Origin of the sequence: Amycolatopsis heterodermiae, from assembly GCF_034929455.1 — a bacterium.
Taxonomy (GTDB): Bacteria; Actinomycetota; Actinomycetes; order Mycobacteriales; family Pseudonocardiaceae; genus Amycolatopsis; species Amycolatopsis heterodermiae.
The window spans coordinates 205,899-222,754 of record NZ_JAYFSI010000009.1; the positions used below are offsets into that span (position 1 = coordinate 205,899).

Sequence of the window (16,856 nt, forward strand, 5' to 3'; positions counted from 1 at the left end):
GATCGATCGGAGGCCGTCGCGATCCTAGTTTTGGTGGTACAGAACGAAAGGGATCGTGATGACCACAGGGTATGCGCTGGAGCTGGCCGGGGTGCGGAAGGTGTACGGCCGCGGCGACGGCGCCGTCACCGCGCTCGACGGGGTGTCCGTGGGGGTGCCGCGCGGGACGTTCACCGCCGTGATGGGGCCGTCCGGCTCGGGGAAGAGCACGTTCCTGCACTGCGCGGCCGGCCTCGACCGGCCGACGTCGGGCCGGGTGCTGCTGGGCGACACCGAGATCGGCAAGCTGAAGGAAACCGCGCTCACGCAGCTGCGGCGCACCCGCGTCGGGTTCGTCTTCCAGGCCTACAACCTGCTGCCGTCGCTGAACGTGCTGCAGAACATCACGCTGCCGATGCGCCTGGCCGGCCGGAAGCCGGACCCGCAGTGGCTGCGGGAAATCGTCGAAGGCGTCGGCATCGCGAAGAAGCTGGAAGCCCGGCCGTCGGAGCTGTCCGGCGGGCAGCAGCAGCGCGTCGCGATCGCGCGGGCGCTGGTCACCCGGCCCGAGGTCGTGCTGGCCGACGAGCCGACCGGCGCCCTCGACACCCGCACCGGACGGCAGGTGCTCGACCTGCTCCGCGCGATCGTCGAGGGCATGGGGCAGACCGTCCTGATGGTCACGCACGACCCCGTCGCGGCCTCGGCCGCGCACAGCATCCTGTTCCTCGCCGACGGCAAGCTCGCCGGCCACCTCACGCACCCCACGCCCGAGCGCGTGGCGGAGCGCATGACGCACCTCGGGGAGTGGTGAGCGTGCTTACGCTGGCCTGGCAGACGATCCGGACGCGCATCGGCGGGTTCGCCGGCGCGTTCATCGCGATCCTGTGCGGCACGGCCCTGGTGGCCGCGTGCGGGATCCTCATGGAGTCCGGCCTGCGTGCCGGAGTGCCGACGCAGCGGTACGCCGACACGGCCGTCGTGGTCGGCGGCACCCAGTCGGTGCACCCTCCCGGCGCCGACGCGCTGTCGGCCGAGCAGGTCGGCGAGCAGGCCACGGTGCCCGCGGAGCTGGCCGGCCGGCTCGCCGCGGTCCCCGGCGTCCGCGCGGCGGTGGGGGAGGAGAGCTTCCCGGCGCAGGTGGTGACCGGCGACGGGCAGGTGCTGACCGGCGTCCCGTCGCTGGGGCACAACTGGGACGCGGCCGTGCTGGCGCCGTTCACGCTGAGCGCCGGCCGGGCGCCCACGGCGAACGGCGAAGTGGTGCTCGACGCCGACCTGGCCCACCGCGCCGGGGTCGGCGTCGGCGGCGAGGTGCGGGTGATGACCCGATCCGTGCCGTCGCCGTTCCAGGTCGTCGGGATCGCCACTGCGGCCAACCTGTCCCGGCAGTCGGCGCTGTTCTTCACGCCTTCGCAGGCCACGCTGCTGGCCGGACGTCCCGGCCAGGTGCACGCGATCGGCGTCCTGGCCGACCCCGGCGTGTCCCCGGACGCGCTCGCCGACCGCGTCCGGGCCGCGACGGCCGGGACGCCGGTCGAGGTCACCAGCGGCATCGAGCGCAGCACCGTCGAGTTCCTCGACGTCAGCCAGACCCGGACGCTGCTGCTCGCGATCGCCGGTTCGTTCGGCGGGTTCGCGCTGATGGTGGCGGTCTTCGTGGTGGCCAGCACCCTCGCGCTCACGATCAACCAGCGGCGGCGCGAGTTCGCGCTGCTGCGGGCCGTCGCGGCGACGCCGAGGCAGATCCGCAAGCTGATCGGCGTCGAGACGACGCTCATCGCGCTGGTCGCCGGGGTGCTCGGCAGCTTCCTGGGGCTGGCGGTCGCCGGCGGGATGCGCGACGCGTTCGCCGCGATCGGCGTCGTCCCGGCGGACTTCGGCCTGGCGATCGGCCCGCTGCCGCTGGTGGCCGCGGTGGTCCTCGGCCTGGGCGCGGCGCGGCTGGCGGCCTGGACGGCGTCGCGGAGGCCGTCGACGATCCGGCCCGTCGAGGCGCTCGGCGAGGCGGCGGTGGAACGGCGCGAACTCGGCAAGGTCCGCATGGTCACGGGGTGGACGCTGGTGCTGATCGGGCTGGGCGGCGCGGCGGTCCCGCTGTTCGTGCACGGCGACGCGGGGCTGGCGGCGTCGTCGATGGCGACGCTCGTGGCGGTCATCGGGCTTTCGGTCGTGGGGCCGCAGGTGGTCGGGCTGATGGTGCGGGTGCTGGCGCCGGTCGTGTCGCGGGTGTCGCGGATCAGCGGTTACCTGGCCGCGGCGAACAGCCAGGCCAACACCCGGCGCCTCGCGGCGGCGGTGACGCCGCTGATGCTGGCCGTCGCGTTCGCCCTGTCGATGTTCTACAGCCAGACGTCGAGCGCGGCGGCCGCCGCGCAGCAGACGGCCCGTTCGACGACGGCGGACTACGTCCTCACCAGCGCGTCGGGCGGCATCTCACCCGAGGTCGCCGAGGCGGCCCGCCGGGTGCCGGGCGTGGTGGCCGCGAACCCGGTGGTCCACACCCAGGTGATCGTCTCGACCCCGATGGGTGAAGACATCGACGTCCAGCGGTTGCCGGCCCAGGGCCTGGCCGCCGAGCAGACCGGCGCGACGCTGGACCTGGGCGTCTCGTCCGGGCGCATCGAGGACCTGACGGGCGACACGGTGGCGCTGAGCAGCTCGGAGGCGAGCTGGCTGGGCAAGAAGATCGGCGACAAGGTGGATTTTTATTACGGCGACGGCACTCCGGCGTCGCTGCGCCTGGTCGCGACGTACACGCACGAATTGGCGTTCGGCGACTTCGTCCTGCCGGTTTCCCTGGCCCGCCTCCACACCGGAGACCAGCTGGACGACTCGGTACTGGTCCGCCGTTCCCCCGGCGCGGACGCTTCGGCGGTGTCGGCTGCTCTGCAGTCGGTTTCCGGGCAGTACCCGGGTCTGGTTCTGGGTGCCGTGACGGCGGCAGCCCCGGAGAGCGAGCGTCAGGCGCAGTTCTACCTGAACCTGGTGGCGGTCGGGGTGCTCATCGGGTACGTGGCGATTTCGGTGGCCAACACGCTGGTGATGAGCACGGCCCAGCGAGGCCGCGAGTTCGCCCTGCTGCGCCTGATCGGCACAACCCGGCGCCAGGTGATCCGGATGATGCGCCTGGAGGCACTGGCGACGGTCTTCGTCGCGGTGGTGGTGGGGACGCTGGTTCCGTTGGTGCCGCTGGCATTGCTGAACCTGGGCCTGCGGGGGACGGTACTGCCGTCGGGCTCGCCGACCGTCTACTTGGGAATCATCGCGGGTGCGGTGTTGCTGGGGGTGCTGTCGATGGGCCTGTCGACCCGGGTGGCGCTGCGGGCCCGGCCGATCGACGCCATCGGACTGCGGGAGTAGCTGGTTCAGATGTCCGTGAAGGCCACATTGAGGGACTCAGAGTCCCTCAATGTGGCCTTCACGGCAGGTGGACGGTCGCGTGCCGTTACGTTCACCGGCCCGCACGCGATATCCGGAACAGGCTCGGTGCAGGTGCTGATCCCGGCGATCCAAGAATGGACAACGTGTCGGACTCGAGGTTTCGGATCTTCCGGTTCGTATGTGTAGGTGCTGGCTTGCTCGGGCTGCTCGCCGCCGTCTTGCTGATGGTGCTCCCGCTGCCGCCTCAGGACCTCGGAGTCCTTGCGGAGCCGCTGTACTGCGGGCCCGGGGCGTCGTCCGACAGCGCGCTCGAAGTCATGCTGCACCCCGAAGTCGTCAACCAAGGTGGTCAGCGGGAGTCGTCCGCACAAGAGACCGAAGAGGAGCGGCGTGCCCGGCAGGACCATGAGACTCTGGCCATCCAGATTTGCCTGAGTGCCGCCAAACCTCGCTTCATCTGGGCTGGGGTCGCGATCCTTCTGGCTGTCGCGATCGGGCTCGCGGCGCCGTCGATTCTCCGGCCTCGAAGGCCCGCCTGAACGCTCGCCCGAAAGTTTCGTGAACTCCGAAACTTTCGCCGCCGAAACGCATGTCGAAAGGTTTCGAGAATCGTTGACACTTCGGCGAAATCGGACCAATACTCGCCGTGTCGGATCATCCTCAGCGAGGAGGAAACATGCGCAGGACGAGTCGGGTCAGGGTGTTCGTCGGCGGGTTGGCCGTCGCGCTGGCTGCGGCGCTCACTCCGGGCGTTGCCCATGCCGATACCGTCATCACCACCAACCAGACCGGTACCAACAACGGCTACTACTTCTCCTTCTGGACCGACGGTGGTGGCTCGGTTTCGATGACGCTCGGGTCCGGGGGGAACTACCGCACCCAGTGGAGCAACACCGGGAACTTCGTCGCCGGCAAGGGGTGGAGCAACGGGAGCCGGCGGAACGTGAACTACTCCGGGAGCTTCAACCCCTCCGGCAACGGCTATCTCGCGCTCTACGGCTGGACCTCCAACCCGCTCGTCGAGTACTACATCGTCGACAACTGGGGCACCTACCGGCCGACCGGCACCTACAAGGGCACCGTCACCAGCGACGGCGGCACCTACGACGTCTACCAGACCACGCGGTACAACGCACCGTCCGTCGAGGGGACCAAGACCTTCAACCAGTACTGGAGCGTCCGGCAGCAGAAGCGCACCGGCGGCACCATCACCACCGGCAACCACTTCGACGCCTGGGCCCGCTACGGCATGCGGCTCGGGAACTTCAGCTACTACATGATCCTCGCGACCGAGGGTTACCAGAGCAGCGGCAACTCCAACCTGACGGTGGGCTGAGCGATGCGCAGATCCCTGGTGGCCGCCGCCCTGCTGGCCGCGGCGAGCGTGCTCTCAACCGGCCCGGCCCAAGCGGCCGCCTGTTCCGGGTACGTCGGCCTCACCTTCGACGACGGGCCCTCGAACGCCAACACTCCCGCCCTGCTGAACGCGTTGCGGCAGAACGGGTTGCGGGCGACGGTGTTCAACGAGGGCCAGTACGCCGCCGCGTACCCGGCCCAGGTGCGCGCCGAGGTGAGTGCCGGGATGTGGGTCGGCAACCACAGTTACACGCACCCGCACCTGATCCAGCAGAGCCAGTCCCAAGTGGACTCGGAGGTCTCGCGGACGCAGCAGGCGATCGCCAACGCCGGCGGCGGCACCCCGCGCCTGTTCCGGCCGCCGTACGGCGAGACCAACGCGACACTCCGGACGGTGGAAGCGAAGTACGGCCTGACCCAGATCATCTGGGACGTCGATTCGCAGGACTGGAACGGCGCGAGCGTGGACGCGATCGTCGCGGCCAACGCCCGGCTCCAGAACGGGCAGATCATCCTCATGCACGAGTGGCCGGCCAACACCCGGACGGCGATCCCGCGCATCGCGCAGGGCCTCGCCTCCCGCGGGCTGTGCGCCGGGATGATCTCGCCGCAGACGGGCCGCGCGGTGGCTCCGGCCTGACCCGAGGTGGCGCGGCACCCGCCGCGCCACCTCCTAGTTCACGTACCACTCGACCCGGACGGCGGTCGCCGAGAGCGTCCGCAGCTCGGCGCACACCTCGTGCGTCACGAGCACGCCGGTCCGCCGGCAGAGCCGCGGAACCCCACTGATCTCGCGCGCGGGCGTGTAGCCGTGGGGCACGAGGTACTCGCGCATGACGTCCGGGGCGCGGTCGCCGGTGGCCTCCAGGACACCCCAGCAGTTACCCGACCCGCAGGCGTAGTCCCGGGCGATCGTCAGCTGAGACGGCCCGGGCGCGACGCCTTCGTCCCCGGGTGGAGCGTCCCAGTGCAGGGCCAGGACGCCGCCGGCCGCCACGAACCCGACGACCACCATCGTCGGCAGCAGGGGACTGGGCCGCGCCCGTTCCACCAGCGTGCCGACGGCGCACACCACCGCCGCGAGCGTCGTGTGGAACCAGTAGACCTCGATCGAGGCGGGCACCCACGGCCCGGTCAGCCCGAGCCCGCGCGGCACGGTGAACCAGGCCAGCAGCACCAGCAGGACCAGCCCGGCGACGACCCCGGTCCGCGCCGACTTCGCCAGTACGCACCACAGCAGGATCGGCAGCACACCGAACAGGGCCACGAAGGGCTGCTCCCAGGCGAACGCGGCGACGCCCACCGCGGTGGCAGCCAGGGCGAAGCGCCACCAAGGTACGTCGGACATGAGCCGATTATCCCGGGAAGGGGGTGGAACCTTCGCGCCGCGTGAGGCAGGGTGGGCGGTGGTGAGGAGGCGACGATGCCCGACGAGACGTTCACCCTGCCCGACGCCGTGACGGCGTACCGCTGGGACCCGGCGGGGCCACCGGTCGGCGTGCTGCAGCTGACCCACGGCATGGGGGAGCACGTGCTCCGCTACGACCGGGTCGCCCGCGCGTTCACCGAGCGCGGGTTCGCCGTCTACGGACAGGACCACCGCGGTCACGGTGCGTCCATCCGGGACGTGCCCGGCGACCTCGGCCCGGACGGCTGGCCGGCGCTGGTGGCCGACATCGGCGTGCTCACCCGGCACGTCCGGGCGGAGCGGCCGGGCCTGCCGGTCGTCCTGCTCGCGCACAGCATGGGCTCGTTCGCGGCCCAGCAGTACCTGCTCGACCACTCCGCGGACGTGGACGCGGTGATCCTGACCGGCACCGCCGCGCTCGACGTCCTGGAGCCGGCGCTGGACCTCGACCAGCCGCTGGACCTGGCGATGTTCAACGCGCCGTTCCAGCCGCCGCGCACGGACTACGACTGGCTCAGCCGCGACGAGTCCGAAGTGGACGCCTACGTCGCGGACCCGTTGTGCGGCTTCGGGATCGACCCGGCGAACACGAAGGCCATGTTCGCCGGCGCGCGGCGGCTCGCGGACCCGGCGGCGGTGCACGGGATGCGCGAAGACCTGCCGATGTACCTCGCCGTCGGCGACCAGGACCCGGTCAACGGCAACCTCGCGCTGTTCGACGTCCTCGTGCAGCGGTACCGGGACGCGGGCATCAAGGACCTGACCGCCAAGGTCTACCCGGGCGCCCGGCACGAGATCCTCAACGAGACGAACCGCGCCGAGGTCGTCGCGGAACTCCTGGCGTGGGCGGAAAAGGTGGTCTAGAGCCAGTCGTGCTCGCGGGCGTACCGCGCGGCTTCGTGGCGGGTGCGGGTCTGGGTCTTCTGCATCGCGTTCGAGAGGTAGTTGCGGACCGTGCCCTCCGCGAGGTGCAGCTGGAGCGCGATGTCGGCGACCGCGAACCCCTCACGGGTCGCGCGCAGGACGTCGACCTCGCGGTCGGTGAGCGGGCAGTCGTCGACGACGGCGAGCGCGGAGACGTCCGGGTCGATCCAGCGCTTGCCCTCGTGCAGGGTCCTGATCACCGACGTGATGTGCGCCGGTTCCGCCGACTTGCTGACGAACCCCTGGACGCCGAGCTTGAGGGCCTTGCGCAGCACGCCGGGCCGGGCGTGCCGGGTGAGCATGAGGATCACCTGGTCCGGCCGCGCGCGGCGGATCTCGGCGACGGCGCCGAGGCCGTCCACATTGGGCATTTCGAGGTCGATCACGAGCACGTCCGGCCGGTGCTCCAGGGTGGCCCGCACGGCTTGTTCGCCGTCTTCGGCCTCGGCGAGCACGGTGATCTCGCCTTCGAGGGGCAGCAACGCGGCCAGCGCCTTGCGCAGCAACGCTTCGTCGTCGGCGAGCACCACGGTCGTCATCGGACGTCCTCCCGTCGGGGGAAGGCGGCCGCCGTCAGGAACCGGCCGTCCTGCTGTTCCACCTTCAGCTCGCCCCCGCCCTCCGCCAGCCGCTGGCGCAGGGTGGCGAGCCCGTTGAGCTCGGGCGGTCCGTCCTCCTGCGCGCCGTCGTTGACGATGGCGATCCCGGACTCGGTGAGCGTGATCCGCACCTGCTTGGCCTGGGCGTGGCGCAGGATGTTCGTCGTCGTCTCGCGCAGGACCTGGCCGAGCAGCTCGCCCGCCCGCGCGTCGACCTCGGCTTCGCGGTCGACGCGCACGTGGATGCCCGCGGCCTCGAAGAGGTTCTTCGCGTTCTCCAGCTCCGCGGACAGGTTGAGCCGCCGCTGGGCGTAGGCCAGCTCCTTGGTCTGCAGGATGGTGTCGCCGACCAGGGTGTGCACCTCGCGCAGTTCCTCTTGCGCCTTGTCGACGTCGCTGCGCAGCAGCTTCTCGGCCAGCGCGACCTTCAGCTTGACGACGTGCAGCGTGTGGCCCTGGATGTCGTGCAGGTCGCTGGCGAACCGCATGCGTTCGCGGATGACGGCCAGCTCCGCCTCGCGGTCGCGGGACTGTTCCAGCTCGGCCACCAGGTCGTAGAACCGCTGGCTGGCGAACGTGAACGCGGTCGACACCACAACGGAGACGGCCGGGACGACGACGAACTGCATCAGCCGCCCGATGCCGTGTCCGTGGTCGCTGTACACGAGCAGGTTGGTCGAGCCCAGCGCCGCGACCAGGGCGGCCAGCCCCAGCAGGGCCGCGATGCGGCGGCGGGGCAGCGGCGGGATGGTGAACGAGCCGACGACGCACAGGCCGTAGAACGAGGAGGAGTCGTCGTTCATCACCCCGGCCAGCCAGACCGCCGCGGTGATGGCCACGCAGGGCCGCGCGACGCGGATGAAGTCGCCCGCGGTCCAGCGCTCCGCGGTCGCCAGCGCGGCGGCCAGGCCGATGACCTGCAGGACGACGTGCCACCAGGTGCGGGCGGTGAACACCACCAGCAGCACCCCGACGAACGCCAGCGGCGGCACGGTCGTGATGAGGTTGAGCCGGCGCAGCCGTTCCTGCACCGCCCCACCGGTCCAGGTCGCCCGGCGCGCGAGCGTGGTCACCTCCATGAACCCGAGCGTAACGGGCACAGCGGACACCACCAGTGACACCACGTCATGTCCCGTGGTGACGTGGCCGCACTGCCGCCGGGGCGCGAACGAGGCTGGAATCGGAGCATGTCCACGACACCAGTCATCGACGTCGACCACCTGAACCTCACCTACGGCGACTTCCACGCCGTCCGGGACCTCTCGTTCCAGGTCGAGCGCGGGGAGCTGTACGCGCTGCTCGGCACGAACGGCGCCGGCAAGACCTCGACCCTCGAGACCGTCGAGGGCCATCGCGCGCCGACTTCGGGTGCCGTGCGGGTGTTCGGGAAGAGCCCGCGCGACCGCGCCGCGGTGCGGCCCCGGATGGGGATCATGCTGCAGGAGAGCGGGTTCTCCCCGGACCTGACCGTGCGCGAGTCGGTCCGGCTGATCGGGAGCCTCACCGAACGCACGGACAGCGTCGAGCGCGTGCTCGGCGTCGTCGACCTCACGCGCAAAGCCGGGACGAAGGTGTCCCAGCTTTCCGGCGGCGAGAAGCGGCGACTGGACTTCGCCACCGCCGTCTACGGGACGCCCGAGCTGATCTTCCTCGACGAGCCCACCACCGGCCTGGACATCCAGTCCCGCGACGCCCTCTGGGACGCCGTCGACCGGCTGCGCGAGGACGGCTCGACCATCGTCCTCACCACGCACTACCTCGAAGAGGCGCAGCAGCGCGCCGACCGCATCGGGCTGATGCACGAGGGCACCTTCCACCGGGAGGGCACCGTCACCGAGCTGACGCGGACGCTGCCGGCGACCATCCACTTCGCCCTCCCGCCGCACGCGCCGGCGCCCCCGCTGCAGGCCACCCGCGAGCACGACGGCCGGTTCCTCATCGAGACGTTCGGCCTGCAGAAGGACCTCCACACCCTGCTCGCCTGGGCGCAGGACCACGCGGTCGAGCTGCGCGGGCTCGAAGCCGGCCCGACCCGCCTCGACGACGTCTTCCGCGCCATCAGCAACTCCTGAAAGGACTCGTTCCCATGCTTTCGATCGCTCGCGGCGAGCTGATCCAGATCTTCCGCAACCGGCTGGTCCTGGTCACCGCCCTGCTCCTGCCGGCCGCGTTCAGCGTGTTCCTCATCAGCCGCCACGAACTGTTCACCGAGGTGGGCAGCCTCGGCTACATCGCGGCGCTCGCCCTGTTCTTCGTGGTGAGCATCGGGCTGTACACGACCTCGGTGACGACGCTCGCGTCCCGCCGCCAGAACCTCTTCCTCAAGCGGCTGCGCTCCACCGCGGCCGGTGACGTCGGCATCCTCACCGGGCTGCTGGTGCCGGTCACCGTGCTCACGGTGGTCCAGGTCGGCGTGATCCTGGGGGTGCTGGCCGCGGTCACCGACCGGCCCGACAACCCGCTCCTGCTGGTGGCGGCGGTCGTCTCGACGATCGTCATGATGCTCGCGCTGGGCCTGGCCACGGCCGGCCTGACGAACTCCCCGGAGCACGCCCAGGTCACCACGCTGCCGGTCACCGTCGGCGTCGTCGCGGTGGCCGGCTGGGTCGGCGCCACCGGCACCGAGAAGCTCACGCTGCTCAAGCGCCTGCTCCCCGGCGGCTCGGCCACCGAGCTGATCCTCAACGCCTGGAACGGCGGGGTCGCCCTGGGTGACTCCCTGATCCTGCTCGCGCCGACCCTGGCCTGGGTGGTCGTCGCGGTCGCGCTGGCCACCCGGCTGTTCCGCTGGGAACCGCGCCGCTGACCCGCCGGGCCGGCTTCGCCTTCTCGCGGGGGAGGGGCGGACCACGGTCCCGGTTTCCCGGCCGGTGCCGCCACGACGACGCTCGTGGCGGCACCGGCCTTTCGTGCAGCGGATGTCGGCGGTTCTCGGCCGGCGGTCGGCGGATGGGCGCGAGTTCGTGCCGAAGGCCGCCGCGACGCTCGTGGCGGCACCGGCCTTTCGTCGCCGAGTCGTCGTGGTGCTGGGGAGTGGTGCTGCGATCACTGGGTGAACCCGCCGAGGAAACGGCATGCCTGCGGCCGGCGGACGGGCGCGAGTTCGTGCCGAAGGCACCGGCCCTTCGTGGCAGAGTCGCCGTCGTGCTGGAGGACTGGTGCCGCGACCACCTGGGCGAACCCGCCGAGGTGCTGTTCCGCGTCCAGCGGATGTCGACGGTCCTCGGCCTCCGGCTGGCCGACGGTCGCGAGGTCGTGCTGAAGGCCCGCCCCGACGACGGCCGGGCGGCGTCGTGCGTCACGGCGCAGGCGTGGCTGGCCGAGCGCGGGTTCCCGTGCCCCCGGCCGCTCACCCCGGCGGTCGCCGTCGGCTCGCTGGCCGTGCACGCCGAGGAGTACCGGCCCGGTGGTGAGCTGCTGCCCGGGGACTCGCCGGACGTCGCCGTGCGGTACGCGGAGGTCTTCGCCCGGCTGATGGCCGGACTGGACGGCCTGCGTGTCCCGCCGCCGCTGCCGAACCCGCGCTGGGCACGCTGGGACCACGACGGTCCCGGGTTGTGGCCGTCGATCGGCTTCCTCGACGACCGCGACCAGGGCGTGGTGCCCGGGTACGTCGTCGAGACGGCCTCCCGGGCCCGTGCGCGACTGCTGGCGGCCGATCTGCCGTGCGTGCTGGGCCACGCCGACTTCGAGGCGCAGAACCTCCGCTGGCGTGGCACCGAAGTGTGGACGGTGCACGACTGGGACAGCCTGGCGTGGCAACCGGAGGCGGCCCTGGCGGGCGCGGCGAGCGGGTCGTTCGCCGGTGCCGGCCCGCCGACGCTGACACCGATCGAGAGCTCCGCGGCGTTCCTGGAGTCCTATCAGGACATTCGTGGGCGAACTTTCTCTTCCGTGGAAAGGGAAATCGCCTGGGCGGCCAGTCTGTGGCCGGCCGCGCACAACGCCCGCTGGGAAGCACTCCACGGCGACACCCCGGTGTCCGGCGACGCGGTCCGCGTGCAGGCGGCCGAACGTCTCCGCCGGGCCAACGCGTAACGCGGCACTCAATGCGTGCAAGCGGGCATGCCCATTTGCTAGCATGCGGGCATGACCCAGCCCGCCAAACGGCAGTTCAGCGTCTACCTGCCGCCCGAGCTCATCCGGCGGGTCAAGCACGCGTCCGTCGACGCCGACGAGTCGCTCTCGTCGTTCGTCGAGCGCGCGCTCGAAGACCACCTGCGCCGCAGCGACACCCCCAGGGAGGAACGACCGTGATGCGCGTGATGCCGATCCGCTACAGCTCGGACGTCGAGGCCGTGACGCGGTTCTACCGGGTGCTCGGTCTCCGGGCCGGGCCGGTGTCCCGGCCCGGCAGCTGGGTCGAGCTGCCCGCCGACGGCGGTGTCCTGGCCGTCCATCGCGGCGACGCCGGCCGGTGCGAGCTGGCGTTCGAGACCGACGAAGCCCTGGAGGACGTCGCGGCGCGCCTGCGGGAGGCCGGGTTCGAGCCGGGGGCGCCGGCCGACGAAGGCTTCGGGTACTCGCTGCGCGTCCGGGACCCGGACGGCGTGTGGGTGCAGATCAACCAGTACGACCGAGAGCTGTACACGTGAGCGGTGGCCGGCCCCTGGTCCTCGCGACCGGGATCGTCGCGCTCGAGTTCGCGGCCGCCGTCACCGGCTTCGTCGCTTCCACCCTGCTGCCGATCGTCGCCGGTGACCTGGACGCGCGCGGCGAGCTGGGGCTCCTGATCGCCGGCTCGACGCTCGGGTTGTTCGTCGCGCTGCCGCTCGCGAGCCGGGTCGTGGACCGGCTGGGCGCGCGGGGCACGCTCGCCGCCGGGATGGCCGCCTACCTGGGCGGCCTGGCGCTGGCCGCCTCCGCGCGGACGGCGTGGATGTTCGCGCTGGGCCAGTTCGCCGGCGGGCTCGCCGGCGGCCTGCTCGCCGTTTTCGGGATCAGCTCGGCGATCCGGCACCTCGACGAGCGGCTGCGCATCCGGGTCGTCGCGGCGTCGTCCGCGATGTGGATCGTCCCGGCCCTGGTGGGCCCGGCCGCGACCCTCGGCCTGGCGCACCTCGTGGGCTGGCGCTGGACCCTGCTGGTGCCGGTGCCGTTCGTCCTCTTCGGACGGTTCCTGGTCGTGCGCGCCGCCGGTGACGACCCGGCCGGCGAGGAGGCGCCACGGCCGCTGGGCCGGACGTTGCTGGTGCCGCTGGGTGCCGCGGGTGTCGTGCTGAGCGCCGGGTTCTGGCCGCTCGCCGTGGCCGGAGCGGTACTCACCGTGGTGGGCACGATCTCGATCCTGCCCGCGGGCACCGCGCGCCTGCGGCGGGGCACCCCGGCGGCGCTCGGGGCGATGGTGCTGTTCGCGGTGGGTTACTTCGGCGCGGACAGTCTCATCACCGTGCTCCTGACGAGCGGGTTCGGGCTGGGCCTCGGGCCGGCGGCGGTCGTGCTGAGCGCCGCGCCGCTGGGGTGGGCCGTGACGAGCCTGCTGGCCACCCGTCTCACCGTGAAGCGCTTTCCCGTGACGGGACTGGGCATGACGGCCTTCGGCACGGCCGTGCTGGCCGTCGAACTCGCGACGGACGGACCGTTCGCCGTGGTGCTCGTCGCCTGGGCAGTGGCCGGAATCGGTGTCGGGCTCGCGTATCCCGGGCTGTACATCAGCGCCACCACCGCGGGTTCGAGCGGTTTCAGCGCCGCGGAGCTGGCCACCGCGGTCATCACGGCCGAATGCGTCGGGCAGCTGCTGGGCCGCGCCGTCGGCGGCGCGCTGAGTTCGGCCGGCGGGCTGTTCGCCGCCTACCTGCTGTTCGCCGTCGCGCTGCTCGCGGCGGCGGGCGCGGCGACCCGGGTGAACACCAGGACGCCCGCTGATCACCCGTGACAGAATCGGCCGCGTGCAGATCGGGATACTGGGGCCGTTCGAGGTGCGCACCGACGACGGTGCCCTCGCCGACGTGCCGGGCGCGCGGTTGCGCGGGCTGCTGGCCGCCCTCGCGCTCGAACCGGGGAACGTCGTCGCGAAGGCGACGCTCGTCGACTGGATCTGGGGTGAGCACCCGCCCGCGGAAGCGGCGAACGCCTTGCAGCGCCTGGTTTCCCGGCTGCGGAAGGCGTTGCCGGACGGCGTCGTCGAAGGGCAGCCGGACGGCTACCGACTGCGAGTGGCGCCCGACGCCGTCGACGCCGTGCGGTTCGCACGTCTCGTCGCCCGCGCCCGCGAGGATCCCCGGCTGCTGCGCGAGGCGCTCGGCCTGTGGCGCGGTGCGGCCCTGCAGGACGTCGGCCTGACGGACAGCATGGCCCTCGACGCGGCGGTCACCCGGCTCGACGGCCTGCGCGTGGCCGCGCTGGAGGACCGGTACGACACGGAGACCGGCGGCGCGGAGCTGGTCACGGAACTGACCGACCTGGTGGCCGCGCACCCGTTGCGCGAACGGCTGGTCGCCGCGCTGATGCGCGCCCTCGTCGCGGCCGGGCGCGACTCCGAGGCGCTGCTCGCCTACCAGCGCACGCGGGAAGCCCTGGCCGACACGCTGGGCGTCGACCCGTCGCCCGAGCTGGCCGCGGTGCACGTCGCGCTGCTGCGGGGCGAGCTGGGCGGGCGGGAGGAGACCCGGAAGACCAACCTGCGCGCCGAGCTGAGCAGCTACGTCGGCAAGGATGCCGACGTCGCCTCGGTCCGGGAGCTTGTCACCTCGAACCGGCTCACCACGCTGATCGGCCCGGGCGGCTCGGGGAAGACCCGGCTGGCCACGGAAACCGCGCGCACCCTGCTCGGCGACGCGCCGGACGGCGTCTGGCTGGTGGAGCTGGCGGCCATCGGCGCGGAAGGGGACGTCGCGCAGGCGACGTTCGCCGCGCTGCGGCTGCGGGACGCGCTGCTCACCGAGTCGCCGGACGCCGACCCGGTGGACCGGGTGATCGCCGCCGTCCGCGAGCGGGACATGGTGCTGGTCCTGGACAACTGCGAGCACGTGATCGAGTCGGCGGCGGCGTTCGCCCACCGGGTGCTCGGGGAGTGCCGCCGGCTCCGGATCCTCGCGACGAGCCGCGAACCCCTCGGCATCACCGGCGAGGAGCTGTGGCCGGTCGTGCCGCTGGTCCTGCCCGCGGCCGACGCCGGGCCCGGCGAGATCGAGGCCGCGCCGGCCGTCCGGCTGCTGCGCGACCGGGCCGGCGCGATGCGCAAGGACCTCGGGACCGACGCCCGTACGTCGTCGACCCTGGCGCGCGTCTGCCGGGCGCTGGACGGGATGCCGCTGGCCATCGAACTCGCGGCCGCCCGGTTGCGCACGATGTCCCTCGACCAGCTCGCCGACCGGCTCGACGACCGGTTCCGCCTGTTGACCGGCGGCAGCCGGACCGCGTTGCCGCGGCACAAGACCCTGCGGGCGGTGGTCGACTGGAGCTGGGAGTTGCTGAGCGACGCCGAACGGACGGTCCTGCGCCGGCTCTCGGTGTTCGCGGGCGGGGCGAGCCTCGACGCGGCCGAGCGGGTCTGCGCGGGCGACCCCGTCGAGCCGTACGAGGTGCTCGAGCTGCTGACCGCGCTGACCGAGAAGTCCTTGGTGGTCACCGAAGACGGCGGCGCCCCGCGCTACCGGATGCTCGGCACGATCAAGGAGTACGCCGCGGACCGGCTCGCCGAGGCGGGGGAGACGGAACAGGCGCGTCACGCGCACCTCGCGTACTTCACCGAGCTGGCGGAAACCGCGGACCCGCACCTGCGCCGCGCCGAGCAGCTGGACTGGCTCGCCACGCTTTCGGCCGAGCACGACAACATCACCGCCGCGATGCGCGGCGCGATCGCGGCGGGCGAGGCGCAGGGCGCGATGCGGCTCGCGGCGGGCGCCGCCTGGTACTGGTGGTTCGGCGGGCACAAGGCGGAGAGCAACGAGCTGATCATGGCGGCCGTCGCGTTGCCCGGCGAAGTGGCCGACGACGTCAAGGCCACGGTTTACGGGTACGCCACGATGTTCCTGAGCTCCGGGCGCAGTGGGGACCAGTACCGGGCGGAGGAGTGGATCCACCAGGCGTACGAGTTCACGCTGCGCGGAACGCGCCGGCACCCGGTGTGGGGTGTCGTCGCCGCGCTGGAACGCCTGCTGCGCGACCCGGCGGCGCCGGTGTGGGAACCGCTGCTGGACGACGAGGACCCGTGGGTGCGCGCCCTGGCCCGGCTGCACATCGGCAAGCGGGCGATCGAACTCGGCCGGGACGGGCAAGCGGCGGACGCGGACCTCGAGAAGGCGCTCGCGGAGTTCCGCGCGCTCGGCGAACGGTGGGGGATCTCGTTCGCCCTGATGGAGCTGGCGAACCGGATCGCCGTGCGCGGCGAGTTCGCCGTCGCGTGCGAGCACTACGAACAGGCGATCGCGGTCGTCACCGAGGCCGGGGCCCTCGACGACGTCGTGCCGATGCGGTCGCGGCAGGCCCAGCTGTACTGGCTTTCCGGCGACGAAGAGGCGAGCGCGGCCGCCATGGCGGAGGCCCAGCGGCACGCGGAACGCGTCGCCTGGCCGAGCGCGCTGGCCGAGCTGGCACTGTCCAAAATGGAGCTGGCCCGCTGGCGCGGCGACACCGAGCAGGCGTCCCGGCAGCTGGGCGTCACGACGGCGATGCTGGGGGAGGACGCCGCCCTGCCGAGTTTCCGCGCGATGACCCAGAACCTGCTGGCCTACCTGGCCGACGATCTCGACGAGTCCCGCGAGCACCGCCGAGCGGCCTTCCGGGCGGCGTCCGAGGTGGGCCACCCGCCGACGATCGCCCAGGCGCTGGTCGGCCTCGCGGACCTGGCGCTACGGCGCGGAGCCCCCGACCAGGCCGCGCGCCTGCTCGCCGCGAGCGCCGGGGTCCGCGGGCTACAAGACCGCTCCGACCCGGACGTGACCCGCATAGAGCGGGAAGCCCGGACCCACCTGGGCGACGAGGGGTACGCCAAGGCGGCCCGGGCAGGCGCGGAGGCCGACTGGACCGAGCTGGCCGAGGCCACGCTGGCTTGGTGAAGGTGGCCCAGAGGTATCCGGCGAGGGTGGTCCCGGCGCACTACGCGACGGTGGCGGCTGACTGGATCGTGCTGGCCGAGGTGTCCGGCGAGGGTCACGCGACCGCGGATGGCTGGGCCGAGCTGGCCGAGGTCACGCTGGCTTGGTGAGGTGGTCCAGAGGTATCCGGCGAGGGCGACCTGGGTGAGTGCGGCGGTCGGCCGGAGC

At 72.3% G+C, this 16,856-nt stretch carries 17 protein-coding genes; 14 read left to right on the forward strand and 3 right to left on the reverse strand.

Going from position 1 to position 16,856, the window contains the following annotated elements; genetic code table 11:
* Positions 1-58: 58 nt before the first annotated feature.
* The 5 genes from VA596_RS33210 to VA596_RS33230 all read left to right on the forward strand — a co-directional run bounded on the left by VA596_RS33210 (position 59) and on the right by VA596_RS33230 (position 5,359).
* The gene (locus VA596_RS33210; protein ID WP_323332210.1) at positions 59-793 is read left to right on the forward strand and encodes an ABC transporter ATP-binding protein; all 735 of its coding nucleotides are present in this window, start codon (positions 59-61) and stop codon (positions 791-793) included.
* 2 nt (positions 794-795) lie between these two features.
* Complete coding sequence (locus VA596_RS33215; protein ID WP_323332502.1) at positions 796-3,342, forward strand: ABC transporter permease; 2,547 nt, start codon at positions 796-798, stop codon at positions 3,340-3,342.
* 215 nt (positions 3,343-3,557) lie between these two features.
* Positions 3,558-3,902: a hypothetical protein gene (locus tag VA596_RS33220; RefSeq protein ID WP_323332212.1), complete on the forward strand. Its 345-nt coding sequence runs from the start codon at positions 3,558-3,560 to the stop codon at positions 3,900-3,902.
* A 137-nt stretch (positions 3,903-4,039) separates the two neighbouring features.
* Entirely contained in the window at positions 4,040-4,699 is a 660-nt protein-coding gene (locus VA596_RS33225; protein WP_323332214.1) for a glycoside hydrolase family 11 protein, read from the forward strand.
* A gap of 3 nt (positions 4,700-4,702) precedes the next feature.
* A complete protein-coding gene (locus VA596_RS33230) occupies positions 4,703-5,359 on the forward strand; it encodes a polysaccharide deacetylase family protein (RefSeq protein ID WP_323332216.1) in 657 nt (218 codons plus the stop codon).
* Between the two features lie 33 nt (positions 5,360-5,392).
* On the opposite strand, the gene VA596_RS33235 is transcribed toward VA596_RS33230, so the two are convergent.
* Positions 5,393-6,067, reverse strand: a complete 675-nt coding sequence (locus VA596_RS33235; RefSeq protein WP_323332218.1) for a hypothetical protein — start codon at positions 6,065-6,067, stop codon at positions 5,393-5,395.
* A 75-nt stretch (positions 6,068-6,142) separates the two neighbouring features.
* Here VA596_RS33235 and VA596_RS33240 point away from each other — a divergent pair, with 75 nt between their 5' ends.
* The gene (locus tag VA596_RS33240; protein ID WP_323332220.1) at positions 6,143-6,991 is read left to right on the forward strand and encodes an alpha/beta hydrolase; all 849 of its coding nucleotides are present in this window, start codon (positions 6,143-6,145) and stop codon (positions 6,989-6,991) included.
* On the opposite strand, the gene VA596_RS33245 is transcribed toward VA596_RS33240, so the two are convergent.
* Complete coding sequence (locus VA596_RS33245; RefSeq protein WP_323332221.1) at positions 6,988-7,590, reverse strand: response regulator transcription factor; 603 nt, start codon at positions 7,588-7,590, stop codon at positions 6,988-6,990. The genes VA596_RS33240 and VA596_RS33245 overlap by 4 nt on opposite strands.
* Positions 7,587-8,729, reverse strand: coding sequence for a sensor histidine kinase (locus VA596_RS33250; protein ID WP_323332223.1), 1,143 nt, complete (start codon positions 8,727-8,729; stop codon positions 7,587-7,589). The genes VA596_RS33245 and VA596_RS33250 overlap by 4 nt, the downstream gene beginning before the upstream one ends.
* Positions 8,730-8,837: 108 nt before the next feature.
* Between VA596_RS33250 and VA596_RS33255 the strand changes: the two genes are divergently transcribed.
* The 8 genes from VA596_RS33255 (at position 8,838) to VA596_RS33290 (ending at position 16,798) form a co-directional block, all read left to right on the forward strand.
* Positions 8,838-9,722 (forward strand): ABC transporter ATP-binding protein, encoded by an 885-nt coding sequence (locus VA596_RS33255; RefSeq protein WP_323332225.1) that lies wholly within the window; start codon positions 8,838-8,840, stop codon positions 9,720-9,722.
* 14 nt (positions 9,723-9,736) lie between these two features.
* On the forward strand, positions 9,737-10,456 hold the full coding sequence (locus tag VA596_RS33260) for an ABC transporter permease (protein WP_323332227.1): 720 nt from the start codon (positions 9,737-9,739) through the stop codon (positions 10,454-10,456).
* A 404-nt stretch (positions 10,457-10,860) separates the two neighbouring features.
* Positions 10,861-11,688 (forward strand): phosphotransferase, encoded by an 828-nt coding sequence (locus VA596_RS33265; protein ID WP_323332503.1) that lies wholly within the window; start codon positions 10,861-10,863, stop codon positions 11,686-11,688.
* Positions 11,689-11,739: 51 nt separating this feature from the next.
* Positions 11,740-11,907, forward strand: coding sequence for a CopG family transcriptional regulator (locus VA596_RS33270; protein ID WP_323332229.1), 168 nt, complete (start codon positions 11,740-11,742; stop codon positions 11,905-11,907).
* A complete protein-coding gene (locus VA596_RS33275) occupies positions 11,907-12,245 on the forward strand; it encodes a VOC family protein (protein WP_323332230.1) in 339 nt (112 codons plus the stop codon). Before VA596_RS33270 ends, VA596_RS33275 begins: the two co-directional genes overlap by 1 nt.
* On the forward strand, positions 12,242-13,525 hold the full coding sequence (locus VA596_RS33280; protein ID WP_323332232.1) for an MFS transporter: 1,284 nt from the start codon (positions 12,242-12,244) through the stop codon (positions 13,523-13,525). Before VA596_RS33275 ends, VA596_RS33280 begins: the two co-directional genes overlap by 4 nt.
* Before the next feature lie 13 nt (positions 13,526-13,538).
* Positions 13,539-16,649 carry a BTAD domain-containing putative transcriptional regulator gene (locus VA596_RS33285; RefSeq protein ID WP_323332234.1) on the forward strand — a complete coding sequence of 1,037 codons (3,111 nt, stop codon included), beginning with the start codon at positions 13,539-13,541 and terminating at the stop codon, positions 16,647-16,649.
* The gene (locus tag VA596_RS33290; RefSeq protein WP_323332236.1) at positions 16,646-16,798 is read left to right on the forward strand and encodes a hypothetical protein; all 153 of its coding nucleotides are present in this window, start codon (positions 16,646-16,648) and stop codon (positions 16,796-16,798) included. The genes VA596_RS33285 and VA596_RS33290 overlap by 4 nt, the downstream gene beginning before the upstream one ends.
* The last annotated feature ends 58 nt before the right edge of the window (positions 16,799-16,856 follow it).

Excerpts from the sequence above, each read along its gene's own strand:
- VA596_RS33210 (WP_323332210.1), top strand. The coding sequence starts at position 59 with ATGACCACAGGGTATGCGCTGGAGCTGGCCGGGGTGCGGAAGGTGTAC.
- VA596_RS33225 (WP_323332214.1), top strand. The coding sequence starts at position 4,040 with ATGCGCAGGACGAGTCGGGTCAGGGTGTTCGTCGGCGGGTTGGCCGTC.
- VA596_RS33230 (WP_323332216.1), top strand. The coding sequence starts at position 4,703 with ATGCGCAGATCCCTGGTGGCCGCCGCCCTGCTGGCCGCGGCGAGCGTG.
- VA596_RS33235 (WP_323332218.1), bottom strand. The coding sequence starts at position 6,067 with ATGTCCGACGTACCTTGGTGGCGCTTCGCCCTGGCTGCCACCGCGGTG.
- VA596_RS33240 (WP_323332220.1), top strand. The coding sequence starts at position 6,143 with ATGCCCGACGAGACGTTCACCCTGCCCGACGCCGTGACGGCGTACCGC.
- VA596_RS33245 (WP_323332221.1), bottom strand. The coding sequence starts at position 7,590 with ATGACGACCGTGGTGCTCGCCGACGACGAAGCGTTGCTGCGCAAGGCG.
- VA596_RS33250 (WP_323332223.1), bottom strand. The coding sequence starts at position 8,729 with ATGGAGGTGACCACGCTCGCGCGCCGGGCGACCTGGACCGGTGGGGCG.
- VA596_RS33255 (WP_323332225.1), top strand. The coding sequence starts at position 8,838 with ATGTCCACGACACCAGTCATCGACGTCGACCACCTGAACCTCACCTAC.
- VA596_RS33260 (WP_323332227.1), top strand. The coding sequence starts at position 9,737 with ATGCTTTCGATCGCTCGCGGCGAGCTGATCCAGATCTTCCGCAACCGG.
- VA596_RS33265 (WP_323332503.1), top strand. The coding sequence starts at position 10,861 with ATGTCGACGGTCCTCGGCCTCCGGCTGGCCGACGGTCGCGAGGTCGTG.
- VA596_RS33270 (WP_323332229.1), top strand. The coding sequence starts at position 11,740 with ATGACCCAGCCCGCCAAACGGCAGTTCAGCGTCTACCTGCCGCCCGAG.
- VA596_RS33275 (WP_323332230.1), top strand. The coding sequence starts at position 11,907 with ATGCGCGTGATGCCGATCCGCTACAGCTCGGACGTCGAGGCCGTGACG.